This window comes from Gelidibacter maritimus (genome assembly GCF_014062315.1).
In the GTDB taxonomy this organism is placed as follows: Bacteria; Bacteroidota; Bacteroidia; order Flavobacteriales; family Flavobacteriaceae; genus Gelidibacter; species Gelidibacter maritimus.
On record NZ_JACGLT010000013.1, the window covers coordinates 66129 to 90281 of the forward strand.

Genomic DNA, 24153 nt, shown 5'->3' on the forward strand with positions numbered 1-24153 from the left:
AAATAAAATTATGGAACGACGACATTTTTTAAAACAGAGTGCTCTTGCAAGTAGTTTATTTTTCGTGCCCAGTTTTGTACGTGCTTTTGAGAATGTGTCCAAAAACGCGATAGGGTTCAAAAAATTGGTAATTATACAAATGGCCGGAGGTAATGACGGATTGAACACGATAATTCCTTATTCAAATGATATCTATTATAACAGCAGGCCGAAGATTGCCATCAAAAAAGACGCACTCATCACAATTAATGAGCATTTGGGATTTCATGAAAGTCTCGGCCCATTAAAAAATTTATACGATAAAGGTTATGTTACCATCATCAACAATGTTGGATATCCCAATCCGAACCGATCACATTTTAGATCCACGGATATCTGGCAAACGGCAAGCAATTCTGATGAATATTTGGATACGGGTTGGTTAGGTCGCTATTTGGACGAAAATATCCATAAGTCGTACGGGGGAATTGAGTTGGATGATAGTCTTTCTTTAATTTTAAAAGGAAAAACTTTGAATGGGATTGCTACTAAAAACCCGGCAATTCTTTATAATAACATGCAAACGCCTTATTTTAAAAAAGTTCTTGATCATCAGAGCGATGATCATTTGAGTGAACATAACTTAGGATATTTATACCAAACCATGATTGAGGCGAGGTCATCAGCAAAATACATTTACGAAACTTCAAAAACATTTAAAAGCAGTTTTGAATATCCTGACAATCCCTTTGGGAAACAACTCAAAACCACTGCTGAATTTATCAACTCAGGATTACAAACTAAAGTCTATTACGTTTCCATGGGCGGCTTTGATACCCACGCAGGGCAAATTAATAAACAAAGCCGATTGTTGGAACTCTACTGTAAATCCATTGACGTTTTTGTTAAGGATTTAGAGCGGAATGATACCTTTAAAGACACCTTGATCTTGACGTTTTCTGAATTTGGAAGACGGTTAAAACAAAACGCAGCCAACGGCACTGACCATGGTGCTGCAAATAATGTCTTTCTGATTGGTAAACATCTGAAATCGCCAGGGTTTTATAACGAGATGCCAGATTTGTCAAATTTGGATGGGAACGGCGATCTTAAACATACTGTAGATTTTAGGTCAATTTATGCTACCATATTGGACAAATGGTTAGAAGTCAATGATAATGCTATTTTAAATAGATCGTTCAGTAAGCTCGATTTTTAATCTATATATCGAATAATTCTGCCTTGTTTTTAAATATTTAGTACTTTCTTAACATTTTAAACTAAGGGTTAAATAAGACTTCTGCGTTATTACTGTGAATAGGTGCGAACAATCAGTTTGTAATCCTAAAAAAACTATACTACATGAGAAAATTTACAGTTCTATTCAGTCTTTTGTTTTGTTTCGGATTAATGGCGCAAAACGCCAATTACGAAGATCCATTGCCTGAAAACACTCGAGTTACAAAAGGCGTTTTGCCAAATGGTCTTACTTACTATATCTATCCGTCACAAGTGGTAAAGGATGCGGCTAGCTACTATATCATCCAGAATGTAGGATCCATCCTTGAAAATGATGATCAACAAGGTTTGGCTCATTTCCTTGAACATATGGCTTTTAACGGAACTGACAATTTTCCTGACAAGGGCATTCTAAATACACTTCAAAAGCACGGTGCTGTTTTTGGTAAGGACATAAATGCTTATACCTCATTTGATGAAACGGTCTACAATATGAACAATATCCCAACGACTCCGGAGCTTGTGGATACGTGCTTATTAGTGCTTCACGATTGGGCAAATTTTTTGTCTCTGGAAGATGAAGAAATTGATGCAGAGCGTGGTGTTATAAAGGAAGAATGGAGAACCCGCCAAAGTGGTCGTATGAGAATTTTTCAAAAAAATATGCCAACAGTCTTTAATAATAGCATTTATGCTGAGCGTATGCCCATTGGATTGATGGACGTTGTTGATAATTTTGAATATAAGGCTCTAAGGGATTTTTATCATGATTGGTATAGAACAGATTTGCAGGCTATCGCAATTATAGGTGATGTAGATGCGGAAGCTGTTGAGGCTAAGATAAAGACCTTATTTTCTGCAATTCCTGCAATCGATAATCCGAGAGAACGTTTCATAGTAAGAATTCCGGAAAATGATCAGTTAATGTTTAGCTCGGCTAGTGATGAGGAAGTAACTACCGCATCTCTAAGTTTTGGAATCAGACATCCAAAAAGCTTGAGCAATGAAACTGTTTCCGATTTGAAAGAATCGCTTTTAAATAGCATGGTTACCAAGATGATTTCAGAAAGATTGGGAGAGTTGAGTGATAAGCCCGATGCGACATTTTTCAGAGCTTTTGTAGGCTATGGCGATAATTCAAGAGCAACAAATGCTTTTACAGTTTCTATTTCTCCAAAACCAGACCAGCAACATGCCGCTTTTGAAACGGTTATGAAAGAAGTTAATCGCGCTGTAAAATTTGGTTTTAACGAGGCTGAAATCGAGAGGATGATTACGAGATACAAAAACTCTTATGAGAATCAAATCAGTAAGTTAGATGATAGATCGCATGCATCAATTCAGTCCATGATTCAAAACAATTATTTGGAAAATGAAACCATGACAGATATTGTTAAGGAATATGCAATTGCACAACAAATCTTTGATGACTTGACTCCAGAAGAAGTGCATGCAAACTTAAAAAGATTATATACGGATAAAAACCGATATATGACCGCAACTGCGGTCAGTACGGAAAAAAATATTACGGAAAATGAAGCCCTACAGATTATTGCTTCTGCAGAGAATGACATCTCCCTTACGGCTTATGAAGATGGATTTAGTGGTAAGACTTTATTGGGAGAAACGAAAATAAAACAAGGAAAGGTAACTTCAGAAAAGCTAAATAAAGCTACCGGCTCTACTACGTTCACCTTGAGTAATGGTGTTAAGGTGCATTATAAGTTTGCGGATAAAAACAAAAACGATGTCAGACTCAGTGCCTTGAGTTATGGTGGGCTCTCATTGGTAGATGACGCTAAGTTGCCGTCGGCCAATTACGTCAATAGCTTGGTAAGATCATCAGGATTGGGAGACTATTCCAGTACGGATCTATCAAAAGTGCTTGCTGGTAAAACGGCCAACACTGGTATTTTTATCTCAAATCTATCTGAGGGTATTTCTGGGTCTTCATCAACTAAAGATGTGGAAACAATGTTGCAAATGGCCCATTTGAGATTTGTAAAACCGAGATTTGATGAAGATGCCTTTAAAGTACTTATTGGCAATTTAGATAATTATTTGATCAGCAGAAGCAACAATATCAATGAGAAAATAAAAGACAGTATTAACGTTGCGCTCTACGGTAAAAACGATCCAAAACAACCACTATTTACAAAAGATTATATTAATTCAATATCTTTTGAAACCATACAACAGATTTACGGAGAGCGTTTTAAAAATGTTTCGGATTTTGAATTCTTTATTGTAGGAGATGTTTCCAAAGAACAACTCAAGCCGTTGTTGGAAAAGTATATTGCCAGTATTCCAACCAAAAAACAAACGGAGACCTATAAAGATAATTCATCACAATGGTTAAGCAAAACCATAGAAAAGGATGTGCATTTAAAAATGGAAGATCCAAAAAGTACGGTAAGAATTACCTATAAAAATGATTTGGAATATACCATTAAAAACATGTTGATAGCAAGAGCGTTAGGTGATATCCTTAAGCTTAGATATACAGAAACACTGAGAGAACAAGAAGGTGGAACTTATGGCGCCAGTGCTTTTGCCGGAATTTCTAAAAGACCTGTGGAAAAAGCGACTATTTTTGTCGGTTTTGATTGCAATCCGGAGAAAGTAGATAGATTGGTGAGCATTGTGCATGAAGAGCTTCAGAAAATTGCTGCTGGCGATATCAATCAAACTGATTTGGATAAAACCACCACGAACTATTTGAAAGAACGCGCTCAAGAAAAGGGCTTTAATCAATACGATATGAGTGTTTTGGTCAATTTTTATCGCGAAGATTACGACATGAATGACCCTGATAACTTTGAAAATATAGTTGAAAGTATTTCTGTGAATGACATCAAGGAGTTTACGAGTAATGTACTCAATGGTGCTGATATAGCTGAAATTATTGTTAAACCATCAAATAAAATAATATGAAAAATATAGTATATCTCTTCTTGATTTTATTTAGTGCACAAGCCATTTCTCAAATCCATGATCCCGTAAAATGGAAAACCTCGGTGAATAAAATTTCTGATACCGAATATGAGCTTGTGGCCACCGCTACCATTCAAGACCAATGGCATCTCTATTCGCAAAATGTTCCAAAGGATGGCCCTGTACCAACTAGCTTTATTTTTGAAGGAAGTCAGGATTATATGAAACGAGGAAATACTTCAGAAGGCACTGGTCATGAAATTGATGACAAGATATTTAACATGCGCATCAAGTATTTTGATAAAACAGCCGATTTTAAACAACGTATCCGAGTCAAGAATAAGAAGTCTTTTAAAGTAAATGCTGTAGTAGAGTTCATGGTTTGCAATGACACCCAGTGCTTGCCACCAAAAGAGGTCGATTTGGTTTTCGATGTAAAATAGTTTAGAACACTAAATCAATTGAAATTTTCTTCCAACTTATTCGATTTTCATATTTAGATTATGGAATTAGCCTAAACCGTGAAGAAAAGTAAAGAGCTGCGATTGCAGCTCTTTTTATGTATAACAGTCTCGTGATTTTTTACACCTTTAAATCATTATGGTTTCTACATCGTATAGTTTGGGAATGCGCACATGCCATTTGTAGGTGTCGGTTATTTTTACTCTAAATGCATCCAAAGCGGCCGGTTCACCATGGATAAGGTATACTTTTTCAGGAATGTTCTTAATTGCTCCCATCCAATGAAGTAATTCATTTTGATCGGCATGAGCTGATAAACTCTCAATATGCTTGATAGTAGCCTTTACCGGATGATATTTTCCGGAAAACCTGATCTCATGGGCACCGTCAAGTAACTGTCTGCCACGTGTGCCTTCTGCCTGATAACCTACCAATAAAACAGTGGTAGAAGTCACATCAATGAGTTGCTGTAGATAGGTAAGGACCCTTCCGCCAGTGACCATGCCGCTGCCGGCAATGACTATTTTGGAACGTTTGTCGTCAATGGTTTCCCAGGTTTCTTTGTAAGATTGAACAATATTCACATGATTGCACATGGCGTTATAGTCTGAATCAGACAATTTATGCCATTTAGGAAATTGTCTAAACACATTCAAAACATTGTTCCCCATCGGACTATCTACAAAAATGGGAATATTGGGGATTTTATTCTTTTTATATAATTTCCATAGAATATACATCAGTGTTTGGAGTCGTTCTACCGCAAAACTTGGGATGATCAAATTGCCTTTTTTATGAATGGTTTCATGTATAATATCGGTAAGAACCTGCTCTACATCGTCTTCCGGATGTAGTTTGTTTCCGTAGGTGCTTTCGATAAATAGAAAATCTGCCCATTCAGGACGTTTGGGATCTTCCAATAAATAATCGTCGTTTCGTCCAATATCTCCAGAAAACACAAAGCGTTTGGAATTGATATCTAACTCAATAAACGTTGCACCAAGGATGTGGCCGTTGTATTGAAAACGATAGGAAATATGCTCGGATAGACCAATCCATTTGTCGCCCATTTCAACTTGAAACAAACGGATGGTTTTTTCTGCCTCCGCAACTGTATAAAAAGGCAGTGCAGGATCATGTTTTGTATATTTTTCATCATTGGCCTTGGCCGCTTCTTCTTCATGGATTTTAGCACTGTCCATCAAAATGATTTCTGCAATAGCCAAAGTAGGTCCAGTTCCAATGATTTTTCCATTAAACCCTTGTTTTACCAACCGCGGTAAATACCCTACATGATCTAAATGCCCATGGGTAAGCAGTACTATATCTATAGTGCTGACATCTATAGGAAGATCCGTCCAATTAAGTTCGCGGAGTTCTTTCAAACCTTGGAACATTCCGCAATCAATTAGGATGTTTTTTTCTGAGGTTTCAATTAAAAACTTTGATCCGGTAACAACACTGGATGCCCCCAGAAAATTTACTTTTACATGATTTTCCATAGCTTTACTGTTTACATAACATCTTTATTTCCTTCTGAATTTTCGATTTGCGGGTTTCCGAAATGCCGAGATGATCCAAGAAAAAAAGATCGTCAATCAAGTCTCTGCACAACACCACATCTCTACTTAACAAAAATTGTTTTTCGCGATTGGTCAATAAGGTGGACACGGTTATTGGATAGAGTCCCAATCTGTCAATCCGATTTCTTAGGCCATCATTATTAGGGTAATCCCAGCTTAATAGATACAAACCAATACAGTTTCCGTATTGAATGGCGTCTTTGGTAAATCGCGTGTTGGTAACCACCCAGCCTGCTTCCAATTTTGTCTCATGACGTTTTGTGTCCCAATGGGCCTTGACATCTTTAAATCGTGATGCTATATATAAAGGAACTTTGACATTGCAGTTTCTTCCTTGCTCAGTATGGAACTTACATTCAATGAGCGTTGTCATTCCATTTTTATCAGCGACCACATCTATTTCATGGCGCACACACTTACCTTGCATAATTTCACCAACAGTCGTCTTGTAACCTGAGTATTTTAAGATGGCACTTATAAAACGCTCAAATGGATATCCTGTAGGTCCCAAATCATAGATGGCTTTTTTAAGCTTGTATTTTGACGCGAGGTGCCCGCCTTTCTTTTTTAATAATGCAAATGCTCTATTGTAGATTTCTTTTGTTGAAATGCCATCGTATAATTCTTCTTTCACTTTATCAATAATCTCGTTTACCGTTTGCTGATCTGCACCTGATTTGCCCAACGATGTGCGGAGTTTTTTCAGCGAAAATTTTACTTTTTCACCAGAAGATTTAATGATGTCGATATTGGTATTCATAGTATTATTATGAAAAAGGATGCATGCTCCTTAGAGTTAAAGAGTTAAAGTTAATAGGTAATTAAGAGAAAGCCTATGATAAATATCACGTCATGTAGAAATTAAAATCGCAATCATATTTCAATTGATATAATTTTCAGATATCTAAAGTAGAATCTACAGTTATGGGGTATGCAATAGAGCCAAGTATTATGGCACACTATTTTTGTGGTTGTTTACTATAAAACAACATGATTATTTCTCCTATCATGAGGGATGTCATTTTATAAGGTTGTAATTCAAAGTAACTTTATACTTAACCATAAAACGATAAGATCATGAAACGTTCAAATTTTTTAATTTTAATTACGGTGCTTTTTACTACCGTTCTCTTTTCTCAAAATATTACCAATGTCGACTTTATTTCACCCATGAATGAAGAGATGGCAGCAGTCAAAAAAGGAAATCAATGGGGCTTTATTAATTCTGAAGGAAATTTGGCTATCAATTTTAGAGATGATTTGGTAGTTTCCAAAACCGCAGATGGCAGTTATCCTATCTTTAAAAACGGCAGGTCTCTGATCACTCAAAAAAAGGATGGTATTAATTATTATGGATACATCGATCGTTCAGGGAAAACGGTGATAGAGCCACAGTATTTGAATGCAACAAATTTTATTGACGATGTCGCCATTGTACTCGTATTGAGAAGGAATGAATTGTCAAAAAATATTGCCTTGAATAAAGCCGTTGTCAATTATGATTATTTTGAGGTGGCTATCAATTCCGATGGTGAAGTCGTTACTTATTTAACTCAAGAGCCTGTACACATCACACTTTCGGCAGAAAAACTTAGAAAGCCACCGGTAATTTATTCCAAAGTAATTTCAAACACACTTTATGCAGTGATGAATGCACAGAAGAAATGGTCAGTTGTGAAAATCGATGCGAATACTGATTAAAAGGTGAAATTAATTTAAGACATCCTACATGAAATATATAAACCTAATTTTACTAGTTTTTTTGTTGACCAGTTGTAAAAGCGATAAGCGTGAGGAAAGTGTTATTGAAACCGAAGATACAGAACAACTGATGCCTCAAGATACCGACACGATTCAAATGATTGAAGGCGATGGAAATGTTATGACTAAATCAATTTCAATTGAATACAAACAAAAAGAGTTGATTGAGAAGAAGGATCAAAGATCGGAGTTTCAAAGGTTGATTAAAGAAAAATCATACGCAATTCAACAACCGGACTATACAATCAATTTTAAATATCCACAGCTTGATGAGTCGCTAAAAGCTTCAAACCGAAATTTTAACGAGTTTATCAATGATTATTACGTGAATATTAAAAAGACGGTTGCTGATATAGAAACGAGTAAACTATTATGTGATAGTATTGAGGCCATTAATTTTAGAGAAGATCGATTTATTGATTACAAAATTTACATTGCTAATGATCAATTGGTAAGCGTTCTTTTTTATAAAGAGAACTTTTATTCTGGTGCCATGCATCCGAGTTATTCCTTTGACTGCTTTAATTTTGATTTGAACAAGGGGGTATTTATGAGGTATGAAGATTTTTTCAATCAAGGTTCTGAAGAAGAATTATTGACTTTGATTAATGAGAGAATCGTTGATAAGATTCAGAATTCAGAGTTGTATTATGATTGTTGGGAACTATCAGCAAGTGATTTTTTTGAAAGTAAAAACAACTTTGTCATCAATGATAATAACTTAGAGTTTTACTTTGATGATTGTGTCATGTGCCCATCCTACACGGGCTCTTACTCTATTGAGCTTCCGCTTGTAGATTTGCTGTCTGTTTTGAAAAAGTCGAACTCCAACCTGCTGATGGCTGATAAAAATTAACCAAGTCCTTAATTATAAGTCGATACGTTTTGTCCAAAATGTTTTATTTTTATGCGATGATGACAGATCGATAAAAGAAATAATTTTATGAATATTGGTTTAGTTTTATCCGGAGGCGGAATGCGAGGTGCTGCCCATATTGGTGTCCTACGAGCGCTCGAAGAGCATCAAATTGATCCTACATATATTGCAGGATCAAGTGCGGGGGCCATTGTGGGGTCACTTTTTGCCTACGGCTATAATTGGGAAGAAATCTTGACTTTTTTTAAGGACGTCCAAATTCTGAATATTAGAAAATATGCTATCAATAAGCCTGGATTTATTGATGCGGAAAAGTTCTATGATGAATTTAAAGTCTATTTGGAAGAAGACGATTTTTCGTTTTTAAAAAAGGAACTGTTCGTCACGGCGACCAATATTTTAAAAGGCAAACTAAGAGTGTTTGAGAAGGGCGAATTAATAAAACCTGTTTTGGCCTCGGCGGCGTTTCCTGGGCTCTTTGCTCCAGTAAAAATAAAAAGTTCTTATTATATCGATGGGGGAGCGCTTAATAATTTTCCATTGGATGCTATTAAGAAAAAATGCGATCGGCTTATTGGCGTTTATGTGGACGGGTTTGACGTGCTTGGCATAAAAGAATTGAAGCATTCCCACCATGTGGTCGAGCGCGTCTTTAGAATAAAATCCGTATTGGAAAATCAGCATAAATTTACAGAATGTGACCTCATGATTTTACCATCAGAACTGAACGGCTTTGGCACTTTTGATAAGAAAAACATTGATGCAATTGTTGAAATTGGGTATAAGGCTGCCAAAGAAGCGATTCTAAATTATGATTTAGAAAAATTTAAATAAACTTTGTTTTTTTTCGAAATAGGTGCGATGGATAAAACGTTTCTATAAATCAAAACCGCTGATGGTCTGGGTATGGTGTAATAAAAAAAACCTCGCCTCCAAATGTATTGGAAGCGAGGTTTTCTGGTTTATGATCAACTTAGTTATTTCATCTGCTCCGTTGGGCGTTGTACAATTAAATCGTTCTCCTTGAAATTCCCAAAAACTTCGGTTACACTATCTAATCGGACCCCTTCCTTTACCGGAATTCGCTTTATATCTCCGTTGTTCTTGGTCAATACAAACAAGCCTGATTGGGTTTTTAAAATATGTTTGGGTGACACCCAGAAGGTGGCGTCTTGACGTTTCAATTTTAATTGAACTTGGGCATATTCCCCACCATTAAGGCTTTGGTCGGTATTCTTAACATCAAATTCCAGAGTCACTGCACGGTTTTGGGAATTGATCATACTTGAACTTCGCGAAAGAGCGGCAGAGAATTTTTTCCCTGGTTGTGAATTGACGGTAAAAGCAACTTCCATGGCATCGTTTACTGAGCTCGCATGTTTTTCAGGAAGTGCTATTTTCAATTTTAGGTTTTGCCTGTCGGCAACACTAAATACGGGCTGTCCTGAACCGGGTCCCACCAAAGCACCTTCAGAAACATTACGTTCTGTAATCACACCATTAAAAGGTGCCACAACTTGCAGGTACTTCTGCATTTGCGCACTATGGCCGGTTTGCGCTTGAGATGCTTCATAGGCTGATTTGGCACTGTTCATCGTGCTCTCAGCACGATCCAACTCAATAGCCGCTACAGCACCTTCAGTTTTGGCCGCTTCTTGTAGACGTTCCAGATTCTGTCTGGCGTACAAATAATCACTGTGCAGTTTCTGTTCTGAAGATCGATCAGAAACCAGTCTCTGGTCCATTTCGGGTGCTTCCAAAACGGCCAGAATTTGTCCCTTTTTGACTACATCGCCGATGTCCACGTGTAGTTTTTTTACAAAGCCATTCACCTTGGCATAAAGCAATACCTGTTCGGCTGGTTCCAATTCTCCGGGAAGGTTAAGGTCATACTCAGGGTGCATTTTCGAAATGGGTTTCGTGACAATCTCCTGCTTAGGAGCTTTGGTCTCAGCGGCAGTCGTATTTTCATTGGAATCGGAACACGAAGCAAGGATCAAAGAAGCTAGGACTGCAAGACCGCTGATTGATTTTATAGATTTAAAATTTATTTTCATAATGATAAGGATTGAGGTTATTCTTTAATTTCTAAATAATATTCACTGTCTTGATCTTCCGGATCTAACGACGCACTTTTAACGGTGGATCGTGACATCACAGAAGAATAAAAGTGGGGGATGAGCAACAAAATGGTAATGGACGAACCTATCAATCCACCAATTACGGCTCTACCTAATGGTGCGGCCTGCTCGGAGCCTTCTCCAAAGCCAATGGCCATAGGTAGCATTCCGGCAAACATTGCAGCGGCAGTCATCAAAATTGGTCGCAATCGGGATGCCGATGCCAAACGCGCAGCATTAGCTGGCTTCAATAACAATTTCTTTCGATAAAATTCGCCTTGATCTACCAGTAAAATGGTGTTGGACACTGAAACCCCAATGGCCATAATGATCCCCATATACGATTGCAGATTCAAGGTGCTTCCGGTTAAAAACAATATCAATAAACTGCCCGCAAATACCGCAGGTGCAACTGATAAGATGACCATCGGCACTTTAAAGGATTGGTAATAGGCGGCCATCATTAGGAAAATAGCTATGAGTGCCACGCCCAAACCTGACATCAAACTACTCATGGTTTCATCCAATAGATTCATGGTGCCTTCAGTCCAAACGGTGACGCCGCGAGGAGGGTCGCCTGCTTTTTCAATGGCTGCCTTTACCGCTGCTGAAGCCGATCCTAAATCTTTGTCATGGATATTAGCGATTAAAGTTACATAACGGTTAGGACCTTTTCTGTTGACCTGCGCGGGCGCAGTTGAGTGACGAATATTGGCCACGTCTTCCAACACTGGTCGCATGCTTCCTTTTTTAACGGGCATGGAACGTAATTGGGTCTCTGATAGGATATCGGCATAAGGAATTTCTACCTGCGTTTGAAAAGGTAATCCCGAACGGGGATCAATCCACATGTTTTTATTGGTGAAACGAGTGGATGACGTCGCGGCCACTAAGTTTCGAGTAATATCATCTACACCCAGATCAAATTGTCCAGCCAAGTTCCTGTCAATATCGATATTCAGCACCGGATAGTCCACTTGCTCGGCAATGCGGATGTCCCGCAAGAAGTCAACACCATCTAAATGTTGCTTGATCTGGTTTGCAAATCCAGCGGCTTGTTGAAGCTGTCTTGCGCCTACTTTAATCTCAATAGGTGTCATAGCTCCTTGTCCCATGATTTTTTCTGTGAGCTCCATCGGTTCAAAGTTGAAGGACGCTTCTGGATATTTCTGGGCGACGATTTTTCTCAATTTTTCTCGAATATCATCCATAGAACCCGTATAAATATCTTGGTCCACAGAAACCTCAAGAACTGCTTGATCTGAAGAACTGGTAAACAAAAATATTGGGTTGATCGGGCTATTGGGCGATTGTGGTCCTACAAAACCAGAAGTAATGGAAACGGCTCCTTCTGGAAGTATCTCTTCGATATCGGCAATAACATTGTTGTAGAGTTTTTCCGTTTTTTCCAATCGATCCCCTGCTGGTGCTTGTATGCGCAGTTGAAAATCGCCACTGTTGGACACTGGCATCACATCAGTTCCTACACGATTAATAAGTAGGGCTACAATGACACCAGAAGTGATCAAATAAACAAAAAACAAGGGAAGTGACCGTGGAAACCAACGTCTCAGCGTATAGGAATATCTCACGCGGAATTTATCAAAGAAAGCACGTTTGCGCTTTGAAAGTTGTACCGGATTTTCCTTGGTTTTGATCATCCAGTTGGCCAAAATAGGTACAAACGTCTGGGATGAGATAAAAGAAGCAATCATCGCAAAGGCCACCGCTAGAGATAGTGGCAAGAACATATCTTTCGAAATTCCTGTCATAATAAGCGTAGGTGTCAATACCGCTAAAATGCTCAACAATATCAATAATTTTGGAATGGAAATTTCAAACAAGGCATCCAAAATTGCCTTTTGCTTTTGTTTACCAACTTCAAAGTGTTGATGGATGTTTTCTATGGTTACCGTGGCTTCATCCACCAAAATTCCAATAGAAAGAGCCAAGCCACTCAAGGTCATGATATTGATTGTTTGACCCATGAGGTACAACACAGAAATAGCGGCCATTAAGGAAATGGGAATGGTAAGTACCACAATTATGGCACCCCGTAAATCGCCCAAAAACAGCAGTACCATTAATCCTGTTAGCACAGCACCCAAAAGTCCAGAGATCTGGAGATTGGTCAACGAGGTTTTAATATACTTGGATTGGTCAAATTCATAACGTACGCTCATATCTTCGGGCAGCATGTGCTCAAAATCCTTTAAAGATGCCTTTACATTTTGAACGGCATCCAAAGTGGAGGCATCCGCTTTTTTAATGACGGGTAGATACACCGTGCGTTTTCCGTTTACCATGGCGTAACCGTAAGTCATATCGGCTTCATCCTGCACGTGAGCCACATCGCGAACGTAGAGGGTTCGGTCATTTGTCCTTTTAATAGGCGTGTTTAAAAATTCCTCAGGTCCAGCCGAAAGAGAATTGATGGGAGCCATTAGGTTTTTGTTGCCTATCCTTAAGTTTCCTGCTGGAGAGGGCAAGTTGCTTTTAGCAATGGCAATGGTCACGTCCTCGGCGCTCAGATTGTTTGCACGAAGTAAATCAGGATCTACATTAACTACTATGGTTCGCGCACTTCCTCCAAATGGTGCTGGAGCTGAAACCCCTGGAACGTTTACCAACATCGGACGGATTTTTGTCAATACTTCTGTTTGGATCTCGTTGATGGAGCGTTGGTCGCTTTCAAAGACCAGTTTCCCTACCGGGAGTGAGCTTCCATCAAAGCGTACTACCATTGGCGGTACTGCACCGGCCGGTAAAAAGCCCATCGCCCGCGACACGGAAGTGGACAGTTCAGCCGCAGACTGTGCCATGTCGGTTCCGGGATAGAAGGTCAGCTTCATTAAGGTCAAGCCTTGGATGCTTTTAAAGTCCATCTCCTTGACCCCGCTCACAAAAAGCAATACTTTTTGAAATTCATTGGCCATAAAGCCATCCATATATTCCGGGGAAAGTCCACCATAAGGCATGGCAATATAAATGGCGGGGGATTCCACTTCGGGAAAAATATCTACGTTTATTTTTTGGACTGCGATCACAGAAAAGAAAACGATGGCCATAACTGCCACCATGATTGAGATGGGCTTTCGCAGTGCAAATCGAATTAGGTTGTTCATAATATTTTAATTAAAGATTGGCGAATAAGTGTGAAAAATCGGCTAACAACTCGGCTTCGGCAGCGCTGAGCATCCAAAAATCGTAGGCAGCATCGATATGCTTTTGCTCTGCCTGTTCCAATAAAATTTGAATCTGTAGGAGGCTGCTCAAATCCATCAAACCACTTTTATACCGTGATAAGTACATCTCATATGCACCATTAGCCTGTTTTTGTGCCTCATTGGTTTTTTGCACTTCGGCATATTGTCTAATCAATTTATTTTGAATGGAGGCCAACTGCGCCTGCATTTGTCGCTCGTATTGTTTGTAACGATGCTCTTCGCTTTCAGCCTGTTTTTTAAAACTTCCAGCGCGTTGTTTTTGGGTGTACAGATCGGAAATATTCCAAGTGATTCCCACGCCTACCAAACCGTTGGAGACCGTGTTGGAGAAGCCGTCGTTCCAGTTGTCCGATACGGTGCCATCATTTCCAATGCCCACACCGCGATAAGCGTAGCCCCCAACTAAATTGAAGGAAGGTAAAGCGGCTCTCGCTTCACTTTCCCCTTTGTATTCTAAACTTTTACGTTGATCGTCGAGAGCAGTCAGGACGGGATGGGAAGGATCTATTGCTGATGCCTTGATCAAAGAGGCTTCCTGTGGATCTAAAAACCGAGGGACCGAAGTGAGATGATCGACTTCTTTTCCGTTGGTAAGCTCCACTAATTGGATGAGGGCAGCCTGTTTTTTACCTTTTAAATTTTCATTGTCTCCCAATGCCTGATTAAACGAAGAGGAGGCCAACAAACTGTCTGCAGCCGATTTCAATCCAGCTCTTGCCAAGCTTGATGTAATGCTGCGAATGGTATTGAGCCTGTTAACGTTTTGCTGATTGGATTCCAGTTTGGTTTCGTTGAAAAGTAACTGAAGATAGCGTTGCGCAAGTTCTTTTTTAAGATGCAGTCTGTATGCTGTATGCTCTCCTTCCATGCTTTGGGTCTTTGCCTTGGCAGCTTTGGATTTATAATTAAATTTTCCAAAGGAAAAAAGTTCCCATTCCAAGGTAGTTGACGCATAGGTATTGAACGTCCAGGATGGACCGGTTAAGCCGTTTGCCCCGCTTACATTAAAAAGTCCAGGTTGCGGGATAAATGCCCCGCTGATGCCTTTATAGGTAGCATAGGAGTTTTGTGCTTGTGCACGCAGTTGCGGAAGGCGCTCGCCAAAGACGGACCGTTCTTCCAGTTTTGCCGATTCTACGTTGGCTTCCTTGGCTTCCAGACTTGGATAGGAACGTTCAACCTCCTCCCAGAGCGTGTTTAATTGACTTTGATGCTGTTGTGCGACGGCAGATTGGTAGCCGGTAAGCGATATGCCAATACCGAGAACTACCACAAATATTCTTGTCATTGATTATATTTTTACGATTAGTGATATTGCCTGAGCCACATTTTAGAAAATGAGGTCAGCATCACGCTTAATGAAAAGCATGATTAATTTGGTTTTTTTAGAAATGAAGAATATAAGGGCGGATGCGAAATGCCAAAAAAAAGCAAAGTATGACAATGCAATGTTCGTATTCTTCGACTAAAGAAAAGTGTTAATTATCGTAAATCGTAAAAAAGAAGTTTACTAAAAAGAAGATACTTGGGAATATTAAGTCCAAGCGTTGGTGTCTTGAAATTATGATTTCCTTCTGGCCTAAAGAATGCCAATAATAAAAGAGAAAAAATAACGCTAATAAAAATAGCTGAATTGAGATTCTTTATCAAAGAATGGTCAAAAGAATCTGCGGTAAGCACTTGGAGGTCCTTACATTTTAAGCAGGCCGTTTCCCCGTGGCCTAAAGCCGAAATATGGTGACCATAGGTCCCGGTTTGTACTGTTTTAACAGGGATGTCAAATAAAACCTTGACGCCTCTTTTTAAGGAACATGAAGATAAAAGAACCACCAATAGCAGGGCAGTAGACAGAAACTGTCTGAACATTAAGTTGCCGTTATGTACTTTGGTGTTTTTCACAACCGGCAAAGATAGTAGAAATGATTGAAAAAAAAACGGGAATTTGGTTAAAGGTCTTTTTAACAGAAATTTCACTTTTTTACGACAGATGTAAACAACCTATGGATCTACTTACTACTCTTTACTTCGATATATGGATTCCCATCACGTGATGAACACGGATTTATACTGATGCTTGTGTTGGAATACTAACTGAAATTTAGCGATGGAATGTCGTATTTTGGATTTCTATATTGAAGGAAATTGGAGTTTTGGTATTAACAATATGGCTGCTAATGTTGGGGTTGAGGGGGTTGTGTTAGAAAGTGTACTTGCTAATATGTTGATGGTAAGTTTGAATAAATCCTAAAGAATGGTCATGTAACCTGTTATACAATTTTGTATTATGTTATAGGCAACTTACAGGGTTTGTTTTTAAACAGTCTTCTCTAAAAATTGTTACACCAAACTATGTGATTATCTTGTGCTTAAATGGTCCATTTGAAGTTTTATGGGTTATTCTTACCCCTCTATCAGACCAGATATACCCCCATTATTTTCATCCTATGTCAATAAATTTGGTTAGTCAGTAATTTGTCAAAAATATTATAATATGAAAATCTTTACGCAATTAAGTTTTATCTCATGTTTATTAAGTTTTCTGTTATTTAATACAGCTATAGCTCAAAATCCAAGTGCATTATATCAAGATTGGTTAGATGCACAAACAAATAAAACAGAGCCTATTTTACCAACATTCTCTTATGCTGGCTACCACTATGGTGAGCGTGGATTGCCATCAGATAATGAGTTGCCTTCAACAGTTTTTGATGTGACGAAGCCACCATTTAATGCGGTGCCAAATGATAATATTTCTGATAAAGAAGCAATAAAATCAGCTATAGCTGCCGCTGAGTCTAATGGTGGCGGCGTGGTGTTTTTCCCCCCAGGACGTTTTATCATCAGTGACGAGGCCGATAGAAATGATGTTATTTATATCAGAAAAAGTAATATTGTTATTAAGGGAAGCGGCAGTGGGGCCGGAGGTACTGAACTGTATCAAAAAACGTATAGTATGGAAACCCAGCCTGGAAACGACTGGACTGTGCCTTACATCATACAATTTAGACCGTCCAACCGGGGCGTTCAGAAAGTTGCCAATATTACCGCAGATGCCGTAAGAGAAACATTTGCTGTTGAAGTTGATAATGTGTCCCAACTATCGGTTGGAAAATGGGTGCAGTTGGAACTTACGGACAATTCACCTGATTTGATAGCGAGTGAACTATATCCATTCACCAAAAATGATTTATACCAAGCCAATTCCACAAAAATTGTCACCGAAGGCGTTTTGGTCAAAGAGCTGCATCAAATTAAAAGTATTGATGGGAACACGGTGACGTTTGTCGAACCCATCCATAAAACCATCGAGTCTAAATACAATTGGATCCTCAATGCCTATAACACCATTGAAGAAGTAGGGATGCAGGATTTGAAGTTTACCGGCGGTTTTGTTTATGAGCATTTGCACCATCAAGCGCCGCAAGAGCTTTATCCAGGCGAGCCTAAAAGTGGTCCCCACGCCTTTATAAGTTCTTCCGGATGGAGCGGTGTCCAGTTTGGAAACGTGGTTAACGGTTGGTTAAAAAATATTGAATTCAGTCAAATGTCACAAGCGGCACAATTCAAACTATCTGGTTATTGCACGGCGCTCGATATTACCTATACCGGTAATCCTGGACATAATTTTATCAGTACCAACTCGGCCACGGGTTGTTTCTTGGGCAATGTTAATGACTACACCACTGGTGTTTGGCACGGTAGCGGACTCAATTCACAATCTGTTGGTAATGTCATTTGGAGAAACAACAATCCCACAAACGGAAGTTCAGGAATGGAAGTCCACGCCAGTCAACCGCGAGCAAATTTGTTTGATGTGTGCAAAGGGGGATTCTTCTTTAATATGGGTGGTTCAACAGGGGCGTTGCCAAATCATCTTAGAGATTTGGTCCTTTGGAATTTTGAGGGTACCTCTTACCAGCCGACCAATGTGAAATCCTGGCGTCCAAATAACGAAACTGTTTACAGCAAGTTTTTAATGCCGATCATTTCTGGGTTGAAAGGCTTTACCATGTCGTCCGCGCCCAATCAGTACCAGGTCAATGAATCTCCAGGTACTTTTGTGGATGAAGAGTCGTTGTATGAAGCGCAATTGGAATATCGCTTAGGGTATCTTCCAAGTTGGATTAACGGAGAAACTTCTAATCCATACTACCCAATCTTTTTTTATGAAGACTTCGGCGCGGTCAATCGAGGCTATTCGGTTCAAGTGGTATCAAATCCTGACGGACAGAATAGCAATGACATTGGGAAACGAATTAACGACATTCCCGATGCCTTAGACTCTAATGGCGAATTTACCGAAACACGACCAGATAGCAGAATTCCTGCAAATGGCATGCGAGATCAGAAAGCCTTATCTATTGTTGGATCAAGCTCCCAAACGAATTATGGAATGGAAGCATGGGTGGTTATGGAACCCGTAGATGTTTCTGATAACAATCCGTTTATCAGTATTAATGATCCTTATAAATATGTCAGTTTCTGGACCGAACAACGTTATGCCAACGGAGGTATTTCAGCTTTGGAGGTGTTCGTTTCCACTGATTATACGGATGATGTACTGACTGCCAATTGGACAAATGTTACGGCCAACGTGGGACAAATTGCTACCTCCGATGAACAAGGACAGACTTACCTTGAATCGCTTTTGGATCTATCGGCTTATGATGCTACCTCGTTTACATTGGCATTTAAGTATACCAGCAGTAGTTCGGCGTATTCTCCTATCAATCGGAATGGTACCTTTTACATTTCGGATGTTAAATATTTTGTATCAGATACGACCTTGTCCCATGCAGCGGTTGAATTAGAGAATAATTCAATTAAAGTATATCCGAATCCTTTCGGTTCTGAATTGAACATTTCAAATTTAAAGGGAAGATTTACCAAAATGGAACTCATGGACATCTTTGGTAGAACGGTGCTAAGCAGGCCGATTACACATGCTTCGCACTATAGTTTCGGCAACGCGTTGACATCACAGGCCTCAGGAATTTATTTTTTAAAACTGAGTGGGGATCATGGCGCCGAAGTCTATAAATTGATGAAGAAATAAGTTTTTTTATAATGGAATATAGGAACCGAAGCCATTGTAATAACTCGCTTTGCAGGTATTCATCCGGTAAGTGAACACTGGAGGTTATGAGCAAAATTCTGATGGATCGTACAATTTCTTTATAAAAGGTGTTGACAGATTTATTCTAATGTTGCAGAAAGGTATAGTCTGGATTACACAATTTGTCAATGCTTTTCTGAAAGACGATATTTTATGGAAAAGTTTTCAAACTATAATCAATGAGTTTGTGAACAATAATGGTGGCAAGGCTACCATTCTGCCAATAATAAAAAACAGACCTGATTGTAAAAAAGAAGATAAAGTATTAAAAGGTGAAAGATCTTTAAGTGAATTGGGATGTAATTAAGGCATTATACTATTTTAGTATCCAAAATTAAATCATTTTCTCACCTAAGTATTATCATTTCATTGATCATACTGGTTTTACCTGTAGATTATAAAAATGCTATTTATACACCTAATATTTCAGGTTACATACTGGTATTGTTATTTCCTATAATTTTAATCTGCTATATCTCTTAATGCTTAAAAGTAGTTTTACCAAAAAAATAAATTTCAAGAAACCACCATTTTGACATTATTTATTTTAGTAACTGTGTGTTTTTGGATTTGTCAGGCCGTCAAAATTGGAAATGTATAAATACTACTTATAATTTATAGATAGATTTTATTTTTTATCATAGTTTCCATTTACCAAGTTTGACCATAAAAAATGTCGTTCCTTCAGTTAAGAAAGAACGACATTTTACATCGCTTCAACAAGCAGACTGTTTAGTCTAAGGTTACTGTCAAAGGATTATCTAATCGCTTGGCAAAATCATCTAAATGTGCTTCCCACAATTCTTTGGTTGGGTATTGATCAGATTTTTTCCAAGCAAACCCAGCATAGTAAACTACGCGGTTGTCAATCACGTTAAGATGGGCATAAGCATTGCTTAAATCCTTCACATCGGTATCGTAAGTTTCATAATCGATAAAATATTTATCGGTGGCCACGATGGCGATTCCAATTTCCGTATCCGCAATTGGTTCCCAATAGTTCACCCAGCCGTTTTCTTCATTTCCAGAAACTTCTCCTTTTTTATCATGTAGGGTCAAACCTGCAGAAATCTGATCAGTGCCTTCAATATGGGTATCGAATTTTGAGAAATTCTGACCCAAATCTAAACTGATCACTTTGGATTCCTTGATACTTTTTCCTCCAGCATCCCAAGTTTCATATTCCAAATAAAAACTTGTTCTAAGCGGTCCGGTAGTGATGGTGCGCCAATTGGTATAATTCTTTGAAATATAGTATTCTGAATCACCTCTCACCGCAATTCCACCTACACCTCGACTTGGTCCCACGTGAAAATTATCGAGACCTTCACCGGTATCTTCATGATAGCTTCCCGTTCCGTCAGTGGCTTTTTTGTACCACTTATCAATGATGGGATACTCCACACGCTTTAACCAAGCATCAACCCCGCTCGAAAGCGTTCCGTTAGGATCTCCCGCTTCAAATAACTCTTGGGCATTAGGTCCATACACTCTAAAAGCGACTTTATCATTTTCCCACGCATAGTCATCGGTGCGCTCAGGTACAAAGCGCGAATAGCACAATTCTGGTGCTTCAGGGCGTTCTGTTTCAGTTATGTTTACAACTTCAAATGTTTGTTCATCATTGGCCATTATTTCCGGCTGAAAGATGATCATATCCAAAGTTCCATCACCATCACTATCTATTGCTTGAGTTACTAATAAAGTCCGTGTTTCTGTATTTTTAATACCAATATTAGAAAGATCGTCGACCTTTAAAAAGTCTTTGGTCAACTCAACCGTTTCAAAATTACGGTCCCTATCCAAACTGTTTTTTACAGTTATTGTTTTCGCCTTTTCCTGTTCTGCACAAGAAGATAGCATTCCGAAAACCGCTATGAATAGTGCGTATTTGCGAAGTTGTGTCATCTTTTATTATTTTTCGTTAGAAGGTTTTCCTATTGTCGCTAGAATACCCCCATCAACATAAACGATATGGCCATTCACAAAATCACTAGCTTTAGAAGCTAAAAACACAGCGGTCCCTTGTAAATCCTCAGGGTTTCCCCACCGTCCTGCAGGAGTTCTTCCAATTATAAATTCGTTAAATGGATGTCCATCTACGCGGATAGGTTCGGTTTGGCTTGTGGCAAAGTAACCTGGGCCGATTCCATTGGTTTGGATATTAAAGCGCGCCCATTCTGTAGCCATGCTTTTGGTCAGCATTTTTAGACCGCCTTTTGCTGCGGCATATGCACTTACAGAATCTCTTCCCAGCTCACTCATCATAGAGCAAATGTTAATGATTTTTCCACCACCTCTGTTGATCATGCTTTTGGCAACAAATTTTGAGACGATAAACGGGCCCACCAGATCCACTTTAATAACTTCTTCAAAGTCGGCCGTCTCCATTTCTATAATGGGGGTTCTTTTAATAATGCCCGCATTATTGACCAAAATATCAATTGGTCCGACTTCGGCTTCAATTTTCTTTATGGCCGCTTCAACAGCATTAGTATCCGTCACGTCAAAAACGTAACCATGAGCCTTTAAACCGGCATCTTTATATTCCTTAACTGCAGCTTCCAAAGAATCTTCTGAATGGTTGTTGACTACTATCGTGGCCCCTGCATTTCCTAAGCCTTTGGCCATTGCCATTCCAAGACCGTGAACCGCACCTGTTACTAGAGCTATCTTTCCTGTTAAATCAAATAATTTAGTTGACATAATGTATTTTTTTGAAGTTTATCTTAATTCATTTATTTTGCAATGGTCCATATCGCCATAGTCTAAGTTTTCTCCTGCCATGCCCCAAATGAAGGTGTAGCTACTCGTTCCTGAACCGGAGTGAATAGACCAAGGTGGAGAAATTACCGCTTGATCATTGGCCATCCAAATATGCCTGGTTTCTTGTGGTTGTCCCATAAAATGACATACGGCTTGGTCTTCTGGTACTTCAAAATAGAAATAGACCTCCATACGTCTATCGTGGGTATGCGCCGGCATGGTGTTCCAAGAACTGCCTGGTTTTAATGTTGTCATTCCCATTTGCAATTGGCATACGTCGACCACAGTGTTGACTATATATTTACGCAAAGTCCTCGCGTTGGCAGTTTCTGGAGCTCCTAATTCAATGACTTCAACATCATCTTTGCCTATTTTTTTTGTGGGGAACGCCTTGTGAGCGGGTGTTGAGTTTAGATAAAACTTGGCCGGATTATTTTCTGAGGTACTTGAAAAAATGACCTCCTTGTTGCCTTGGCCTACATATAGCGCTTCCTTATGGTCCAATATATAGTCAGTTCCATCAACAGATACAGTACCCTGGTCGCCAATATTAATGATCCCTAATTCTCTTCGTTCCAAAAAGTATTCTGATTTTAAGGCATCAACAGTATCCAATTTTAAAGGGGAACTTGTTGGTACAGCACTACCTGCCATGTATCGGTCGTAATGTGTATATACAAAATGGATTGTATTTGGCTTCATTAGTGAGTCTATCAAGAATTCATCACGTAATTTCTGGGTGTCATAGGATTTAACATCATTGGGAGACGCTGCGTATCTCACTTCATAGGTCGTTTTCATAACTTCAGTATTATTTATTTTAAATATTAGAAATGTAAAAGTAATAAAATAAAAATACAATCGATTGTATTTTTATGTATATCTTTGTAAAAGATGCTTAAACGACGCCTTGAATGGCTATTGAATAGGCTTGCATACGAAAAATTGTCAGTTTTAAATCTTACAGAATGAGGTAAGCAGATGATATGATACATTAAATTATGAATCCCAATAAAGTCACGATCCACGATATTGCCAAAATCTTAAATATTGATAGTTCTACTGTTTCTCGAGCGCTCAATAATAGCCCTAGAGTAACTGAAAAAACTAAGAAAAAAATTATTGCAAAAGCTAATGAGTTAGGCTATCAACGGAACGATTTGGCGTCCAACTTGCGCAAAAGCAAAACCAATACCTTAGGGGTTATTGTGCCTCGCATTTCACGTCATTTCTTTTCTTCTGCAATTGCGGGTATAGAGGAAGCCGCTTTTAAAATGGGTTATAATGTTGTTATTTGTCAATCATTGGAGCAGTTGGAACGCGAAAAGAGTAATATCAAAACCTTATTGGCCAATAGAGTAGATGGTGTTTTAGCATCTATTTCAATGGAGACGGAGAATTATGACCATTTTGAGGGTTTAAGAAAAAGAAAGATTCCATTCGTTTTTTTTGATAGACATTGTAATATCCCAAATACCAGTAGTGTTCTGTTAGATGATTTCCAAGCTGGATTTGACGCTACAGAACACCTTATTTTTCAAGGATATAAATCTATAGCACATTTTTCAGGACCCAAACATTTAGAGATTTATAAAAATAGGTTTGAAGGTTATAAGGCGGCACTCAAAAAACATCATATAGATTTTATTGAGGAACTCATTTTTTATTCGCGTCTAATGGAACAAGATGGTATTGATAATATAAATAAGTTGTTAAGTTTGCCTATAAAGGTAGATGGGATTTTTTCAGCGAATGATGTAGCGGCTATTAGTGCCATGAAGCAACTCAAGAAAAAGGGATTAAGGATTCCAATTGATATTGGGGTGGTTGGATTTAGCAATGAAGCAATTTCTGCCGTTATTGAGCCATCATTGACGACTATAAACCAGCCTGGTTTTGAAATAGGCACAAGGGCTACTGAACTGTTGGTATCACAAATCATGGTCGGTAATGATTCTTTTATCCATGAGAAAATAATTATTCAAGGCAGTCTTATAGAACGGGAATCATCCCAAAAGATAAAAGAAACCATTGAATAATTTAATAATCTTCATACCTTAGGGCAATACCGTATTATGCATATTTATTC

At 38.7% G+C, this 24153-nt stretch carries 18 protein-coding genes; 9 read left to right on the forward strand and 9 right to left on the reverse strand.

Going from position 1 to position 24153, the window contains the following annotated elements:
* Positions 1 to 10 precede the first annotated feature (10 nt).
* The 3 genes from H3Z82_RS14905 to H3Z82_RS14915 all read left to right on the forward strand — a co-directional run bounded on the left by H3Z82_RS14905 (position 11) and on the right by H3Z82_RS14915 (position 4595).
* Positions 11 to 1198: a DUF1501 domain-containing protein gene (locus tag H3Z82_RS14905; protein ID WP_182206300.1), complete on the forward strand. Its 1188-nt coding sequence runs from the start codon at positions 11 to 13 to the stop codon at positions 1196 to 1198.
* 143 nt (positions 1199 to 1341) lie between these two features.
* On the forward strand, positions 1342 to 4152 hold the full coding sequence (locus H3Z82_RS14910) for a M16 family metallopeptidase (protein WP_182206301.1): 2811 nt from the start codon (positions 1342 to 1344) through the stop codon (positions 4150 to 4152).
* A complete protein-coding gene (locus H3Z82_RS14915; protein WP_182206302.1) occupies positions 4149 to 4595 on the forward strand; it encodes a protein-disulfide reductase DsbD domain-containing protein in 447 nt (148 codons plus the stop codon). Before H3Z82_RS14910 ends, H3Z82_RS14915 begins: the two co-directional genes overlap by 4 nt.
* Before the next feature lie 147 nt (positions 4596 to 4742).
* Here H3Z82_RS14915 and H3Z82_RS14920 read toward each other — a convergent pair whose 3' ends face one another.
* Together H3Z82_RS14920 and H3Z82_RS14925 are read right to left on the reverse strand one after the other, a co-directional pair.
* Complete coding sequence (locus H3Z82_RS14920; RefSeq protein ID WP_182206303.1) at positions 4743 to 6116, reverse strand: MBL fold metallo-hydrolase RNA specificity domain-containing protein; 1374 nt, start codon at positions 6114 to 6116, stop codon at positions 4743 to 4745.
* Between the two features lie 4 nt (positions 6117 to 6120).
* A complete protein-coding gene (locus H3Z82_RS14925; RefSeq protein WP_182206304.1) occupies positions 6121 to 6957 on the reverse strand; it encodes an ATP cone domain-containing protein in 837 nt (278 codons plus the stop codon).
* 317 nt (positions 6958 to 7274) lie between these two features.
* Here H3Z82_RS14925 and H3Z82_RS14930 point away from each other — a divergent pair, with 317 nt between their 5' ends.
* From H3Z82_RS14930 to H3Z82_RS14940, 3 genes are all read left to right on the forward strand, one after another.
* Positions 7275 to 7898, forward strand: a complete 624-nt coding sequence (locus tag H3Z82_RS14930; protein WP_182206305.1) for a WG repeat-containing protein — start codon at positions 7275 to 7277, stop codon at positions 7896 to 7898.
* A 28-nt stretch (positions 7899 to 7926) separates the two neighbouring features.
* Positions 7927 to 8814 (forward strand): RsiV family protein, encoded by an 888-nt coding sequence (locus H3Z82_RS14935; protein WP_182206306.1) that lies wholly within the window; start codon positions 7927 to 7929, stop codon positions 8812 to 8814.
* A gap of 87 nt (positions 8815 to 8901) precedes the next feature.
* Positions 8902 to 9669 carry a patatin-like phospholipase family protein gene (locus H3Z82_RS14940; protein WP_182206307.1) on the forward strand — a complete coding sequence of 256 codons (768 nt, stop codon included), beginning with the start codon at positions 8902 to 8904 and terminating at the stop codon, positions 9667 to 9669.
* Between the two features lie 143 nt (positions 9670 to 9812).
* Here the strand turns inward: H3Z82_RS14940 and H3Z82_RS14945 are convergent, their stop codons facing one another.
* From H3Z82_RS14945 to H3Z82_RS14960, 4 genes are all read right to left on the reverse strand, one after another.
* Positions 9813 to 10892, reverse strand: a complete 1080-nt coding sequence (locus H3Z82_RS14945) for an efflux RND transporter periplasmic adaptor subunit (protein ID WP_182206308.1) — start codon at positions 10890 to 10892, stop codon at positions 9813 to 9815.
* Positions 10893 to 10909: 17 nt separating this feature from the next.
* Entirely contained in the window at positions 10910 to 14080 is a 3171-nt protein-coding gene (locus H3Z82_RS14950) for an efflux RND transporter permease subunit (RefSeq protein WP_182206309.1), read from the reverse strand.
* Positions 14081 to 14090: 10 nt separating this feature from the next.
* A complete protein-coding gene (locus tag H3Z82_RS14955) occupies positions 14091 to 15470 on the reverse strand; it encodes a TolC family protein (protein ID WP_182206310.1) in 1380 nt (459 codons plus the stop codon).
* A gap of 194 nt (positions 15471 to 15664) precedes the next feature.
* A complete protein-coding gene (locus H3Z82_RS14960) occupies positions 15665 to 16048 on the reverse strand; it encodes a hypothetical protein (protein WP_182206311.1) in 384 nt (127 codons plus the stop codon).
* A 625-nt stretch (positions 16049 to 16673) separates the two neighbouring features.
* On the opposite strand from H3Z82_RS14960, the gene H3Z82_RS14965 reads away from it, so the two are divergent.
* Both H3Z82_RS14965 and H3Z82_RS14970 read left to right on the forward strand, forming a co-directional pair.
* A complete protein-coding gene (locus H3Z82_RS14965; protein WP_182206312.1) occupies positions 16674 to 19238 on the forward strand; it encodes a DUF4955 domain-containing protein in 2565 nt (854 codons plus the stop codon).
* A gap of 70 nt (positions 19239 to 19308) precedes the next feature.
* Complete coding sequence (locus tag H3Z82_RS14970; protein WP_182206313.1) at positions 19309 to 19605, forward strand: hypothetical protein; 297 nt, start codon at positions 19309 to 19311, stop codon at positions 19603 to 19605.
* Positions 19606 to 20030: 425 nt separating this feature from the next.
* On the opposite strand, the gene H3Z82_RS14975 is transcribed toward H3Z82_RS14970, so the two are convergent.
* Genes H3Z82_RS14975 through kduI form a run of 3 tightly spaced genes read right to left on the reverse strand, consistent with a single transcriptional unit; the run spans position 20031 to position 22865 of the window.
* Positions 20031 to 21206 (reverse strand): DUF4861 family protein, encoded by a 1176-nt coding sequence (locus H3Z82_RS14975; RefSeq protein WP_182206314.1) that lies wholly within the window; start codon positions 21204 to 21206, stop codon positions 20031 to 20033.
* A gap of 6 nt (positions 21207 to 21212) precedes the next feature.
* Entirely contained in the window at positions 21213 to 22004 is a 792-nt protein-coding gene (locus tag H3Z82_RS14980; RefSeq protein ID WP_182206315.1) for a gluconate 5-dehydrogenase, read from the reverse strand.
* Between the two features lie 18 nt (positions 22005 to 22022).
* Positions 22023 to 22865 (reverse strand): 5-dehydro-4-deoxy-D-glucuronate isomerase, encoded by an 843-nt coding sequence (kduI, locus tag H3Z82_RS14985; RefSeq protein ID WP_182206316.1) that lies wholly within the window; start codon positions 22863 to 22865, stop codon positions 22023 to 22025.
* A 200-nt stretch (positions 22866 to 23065) separates the two neighbouring features.
* On the opposite strand from kduI, the gene H3Z82_RS14990 reads away from it, so the two are divergent.
* Complete coding sequence (locus H3Z82_RS14990) at positions 23066 to 24103, forward strand: LacI family DNA-binding transcriptional regulator (protein ID WP_182206317.1); 1038 nt, start codon at positions 23066 to 23068, stop codon at positions 24101 to 24103.
* Positions 24104 to 24153: the final 50 nt, after the last annotated feature.

Coding starts and splice junctions, on each gene's coding strand:
- H3Z82_RS14905 (WP_182206300.1), top strand. CDS start 11: ATGGAACGACGACATTTTTTAAAACAGAGTGCTCTTGCAAGTAGTTTA.
- H3Z82_RS14910 (WP_182206301.1), top strand. CDS start 1,342: ATGAGAAAATTTACAGTTCTATTCAGTCTTTTGTTTTGTTTCGGATTA.
- H3Z82_RS14915 (WP_182206302.1), top strand. CDS start 4,149: ATGAAAAATATAGTATATCTCTTCTTGATTTTATTTAGTGCACAAGCC.
- H3Z82_RS14920 (WP_182206303.1), bottom strand. CDS start 6,116: ATGGAAAATCATGTAAAAGTAAATTTTCTGGGGGCATCCAGTGTTGTT.
- H3Z82_RS14925 (WP_182206304.1), bottom strand. CDS start 6,957: ATGAATACCAATATCGACATCATTAAATCTTCTGGTGAAAAAGTAAAA.
- H3Z82_RS14930 (WP_182206305.1), top strand. CDS start 7,275: ATGAAACGTTCAAATTTTTTAATTTTAATTACGGTGCTTTTTACTACC.
- H3Z82_RS14935 (WP_182206306.1), top strand. CDS start 7,927: ATGAAATATATAAACCTAATTTTACTAGTTTTTTTGTTGACCAGTTGT.
- H3Z82_RS14940 (WP_182206307.1), top strand. CDS start 8,902: ATGAATATTGGTTTAGTTTTATCCGGAGGCGGAATGCGAGGTGCTGCC.
- H3Z82_RS14945 (WP_182206308.1), bottom strand. CDS start 10,892: ATGAAAATAAATTTTAAATCTATAAAATCAATCAGCGGTCTTGCAGTC.
- H3Z82_RS14950 (WP_182206309.1), bottom strand. CDS start 14,080: ATGAACAACCTAATTCGATTTGCACTGCGAAAGCCCATCTCAATCATG.
- H3Z82_RS14955 (WP_182206310.1), bottom strand. CDS start 15,470: ATGACAAGAATATTTGTGGTAGTTCTCGGTATTGGCATATCGCTTACC.
- H3Z82_RS14960 (WP_182206311.1), bottom strand. CDS start 16,048: ATGTTCAGACAGTTTCTGTCTACTGCCCTGCTATTGGTGGTTCTTTTA.
- H3Z82_RS14965 (WP_182206312.1), top strand. CDS start 16,674: ATGAAAATCTTTACGCAATTAAGTTTTATCTCATGTTTATTAAGTTTT.
- H3Z82_RS14975 (WP_182206314.1), bottom strand. CDS start 21,206: ATGACACAACTTCGCAAATACGCACTATTCATAGCGGTTTTCGGAATG.
- H3Z82_RS14980 (WP_182206315.1), bottom strand. CDS start 22,004: ATGTCAACTAAATTATTTGATTTAACAGGAAAGATAGCTCTAGTAACA.
- kduI (WP_182206316.1), bottom strand. CDS start 22,865: ATGAAAACGACCTATGAAGTGAGATACGCAGCGTCTCCCAATGATGTT.
- H3Z82_RS14990 (WP_182206317.1), top strand. CDS start 23,066: ATGAATCCCAATAAAGTCACGATCCACGATATTGCCAAAATCTTAAAT.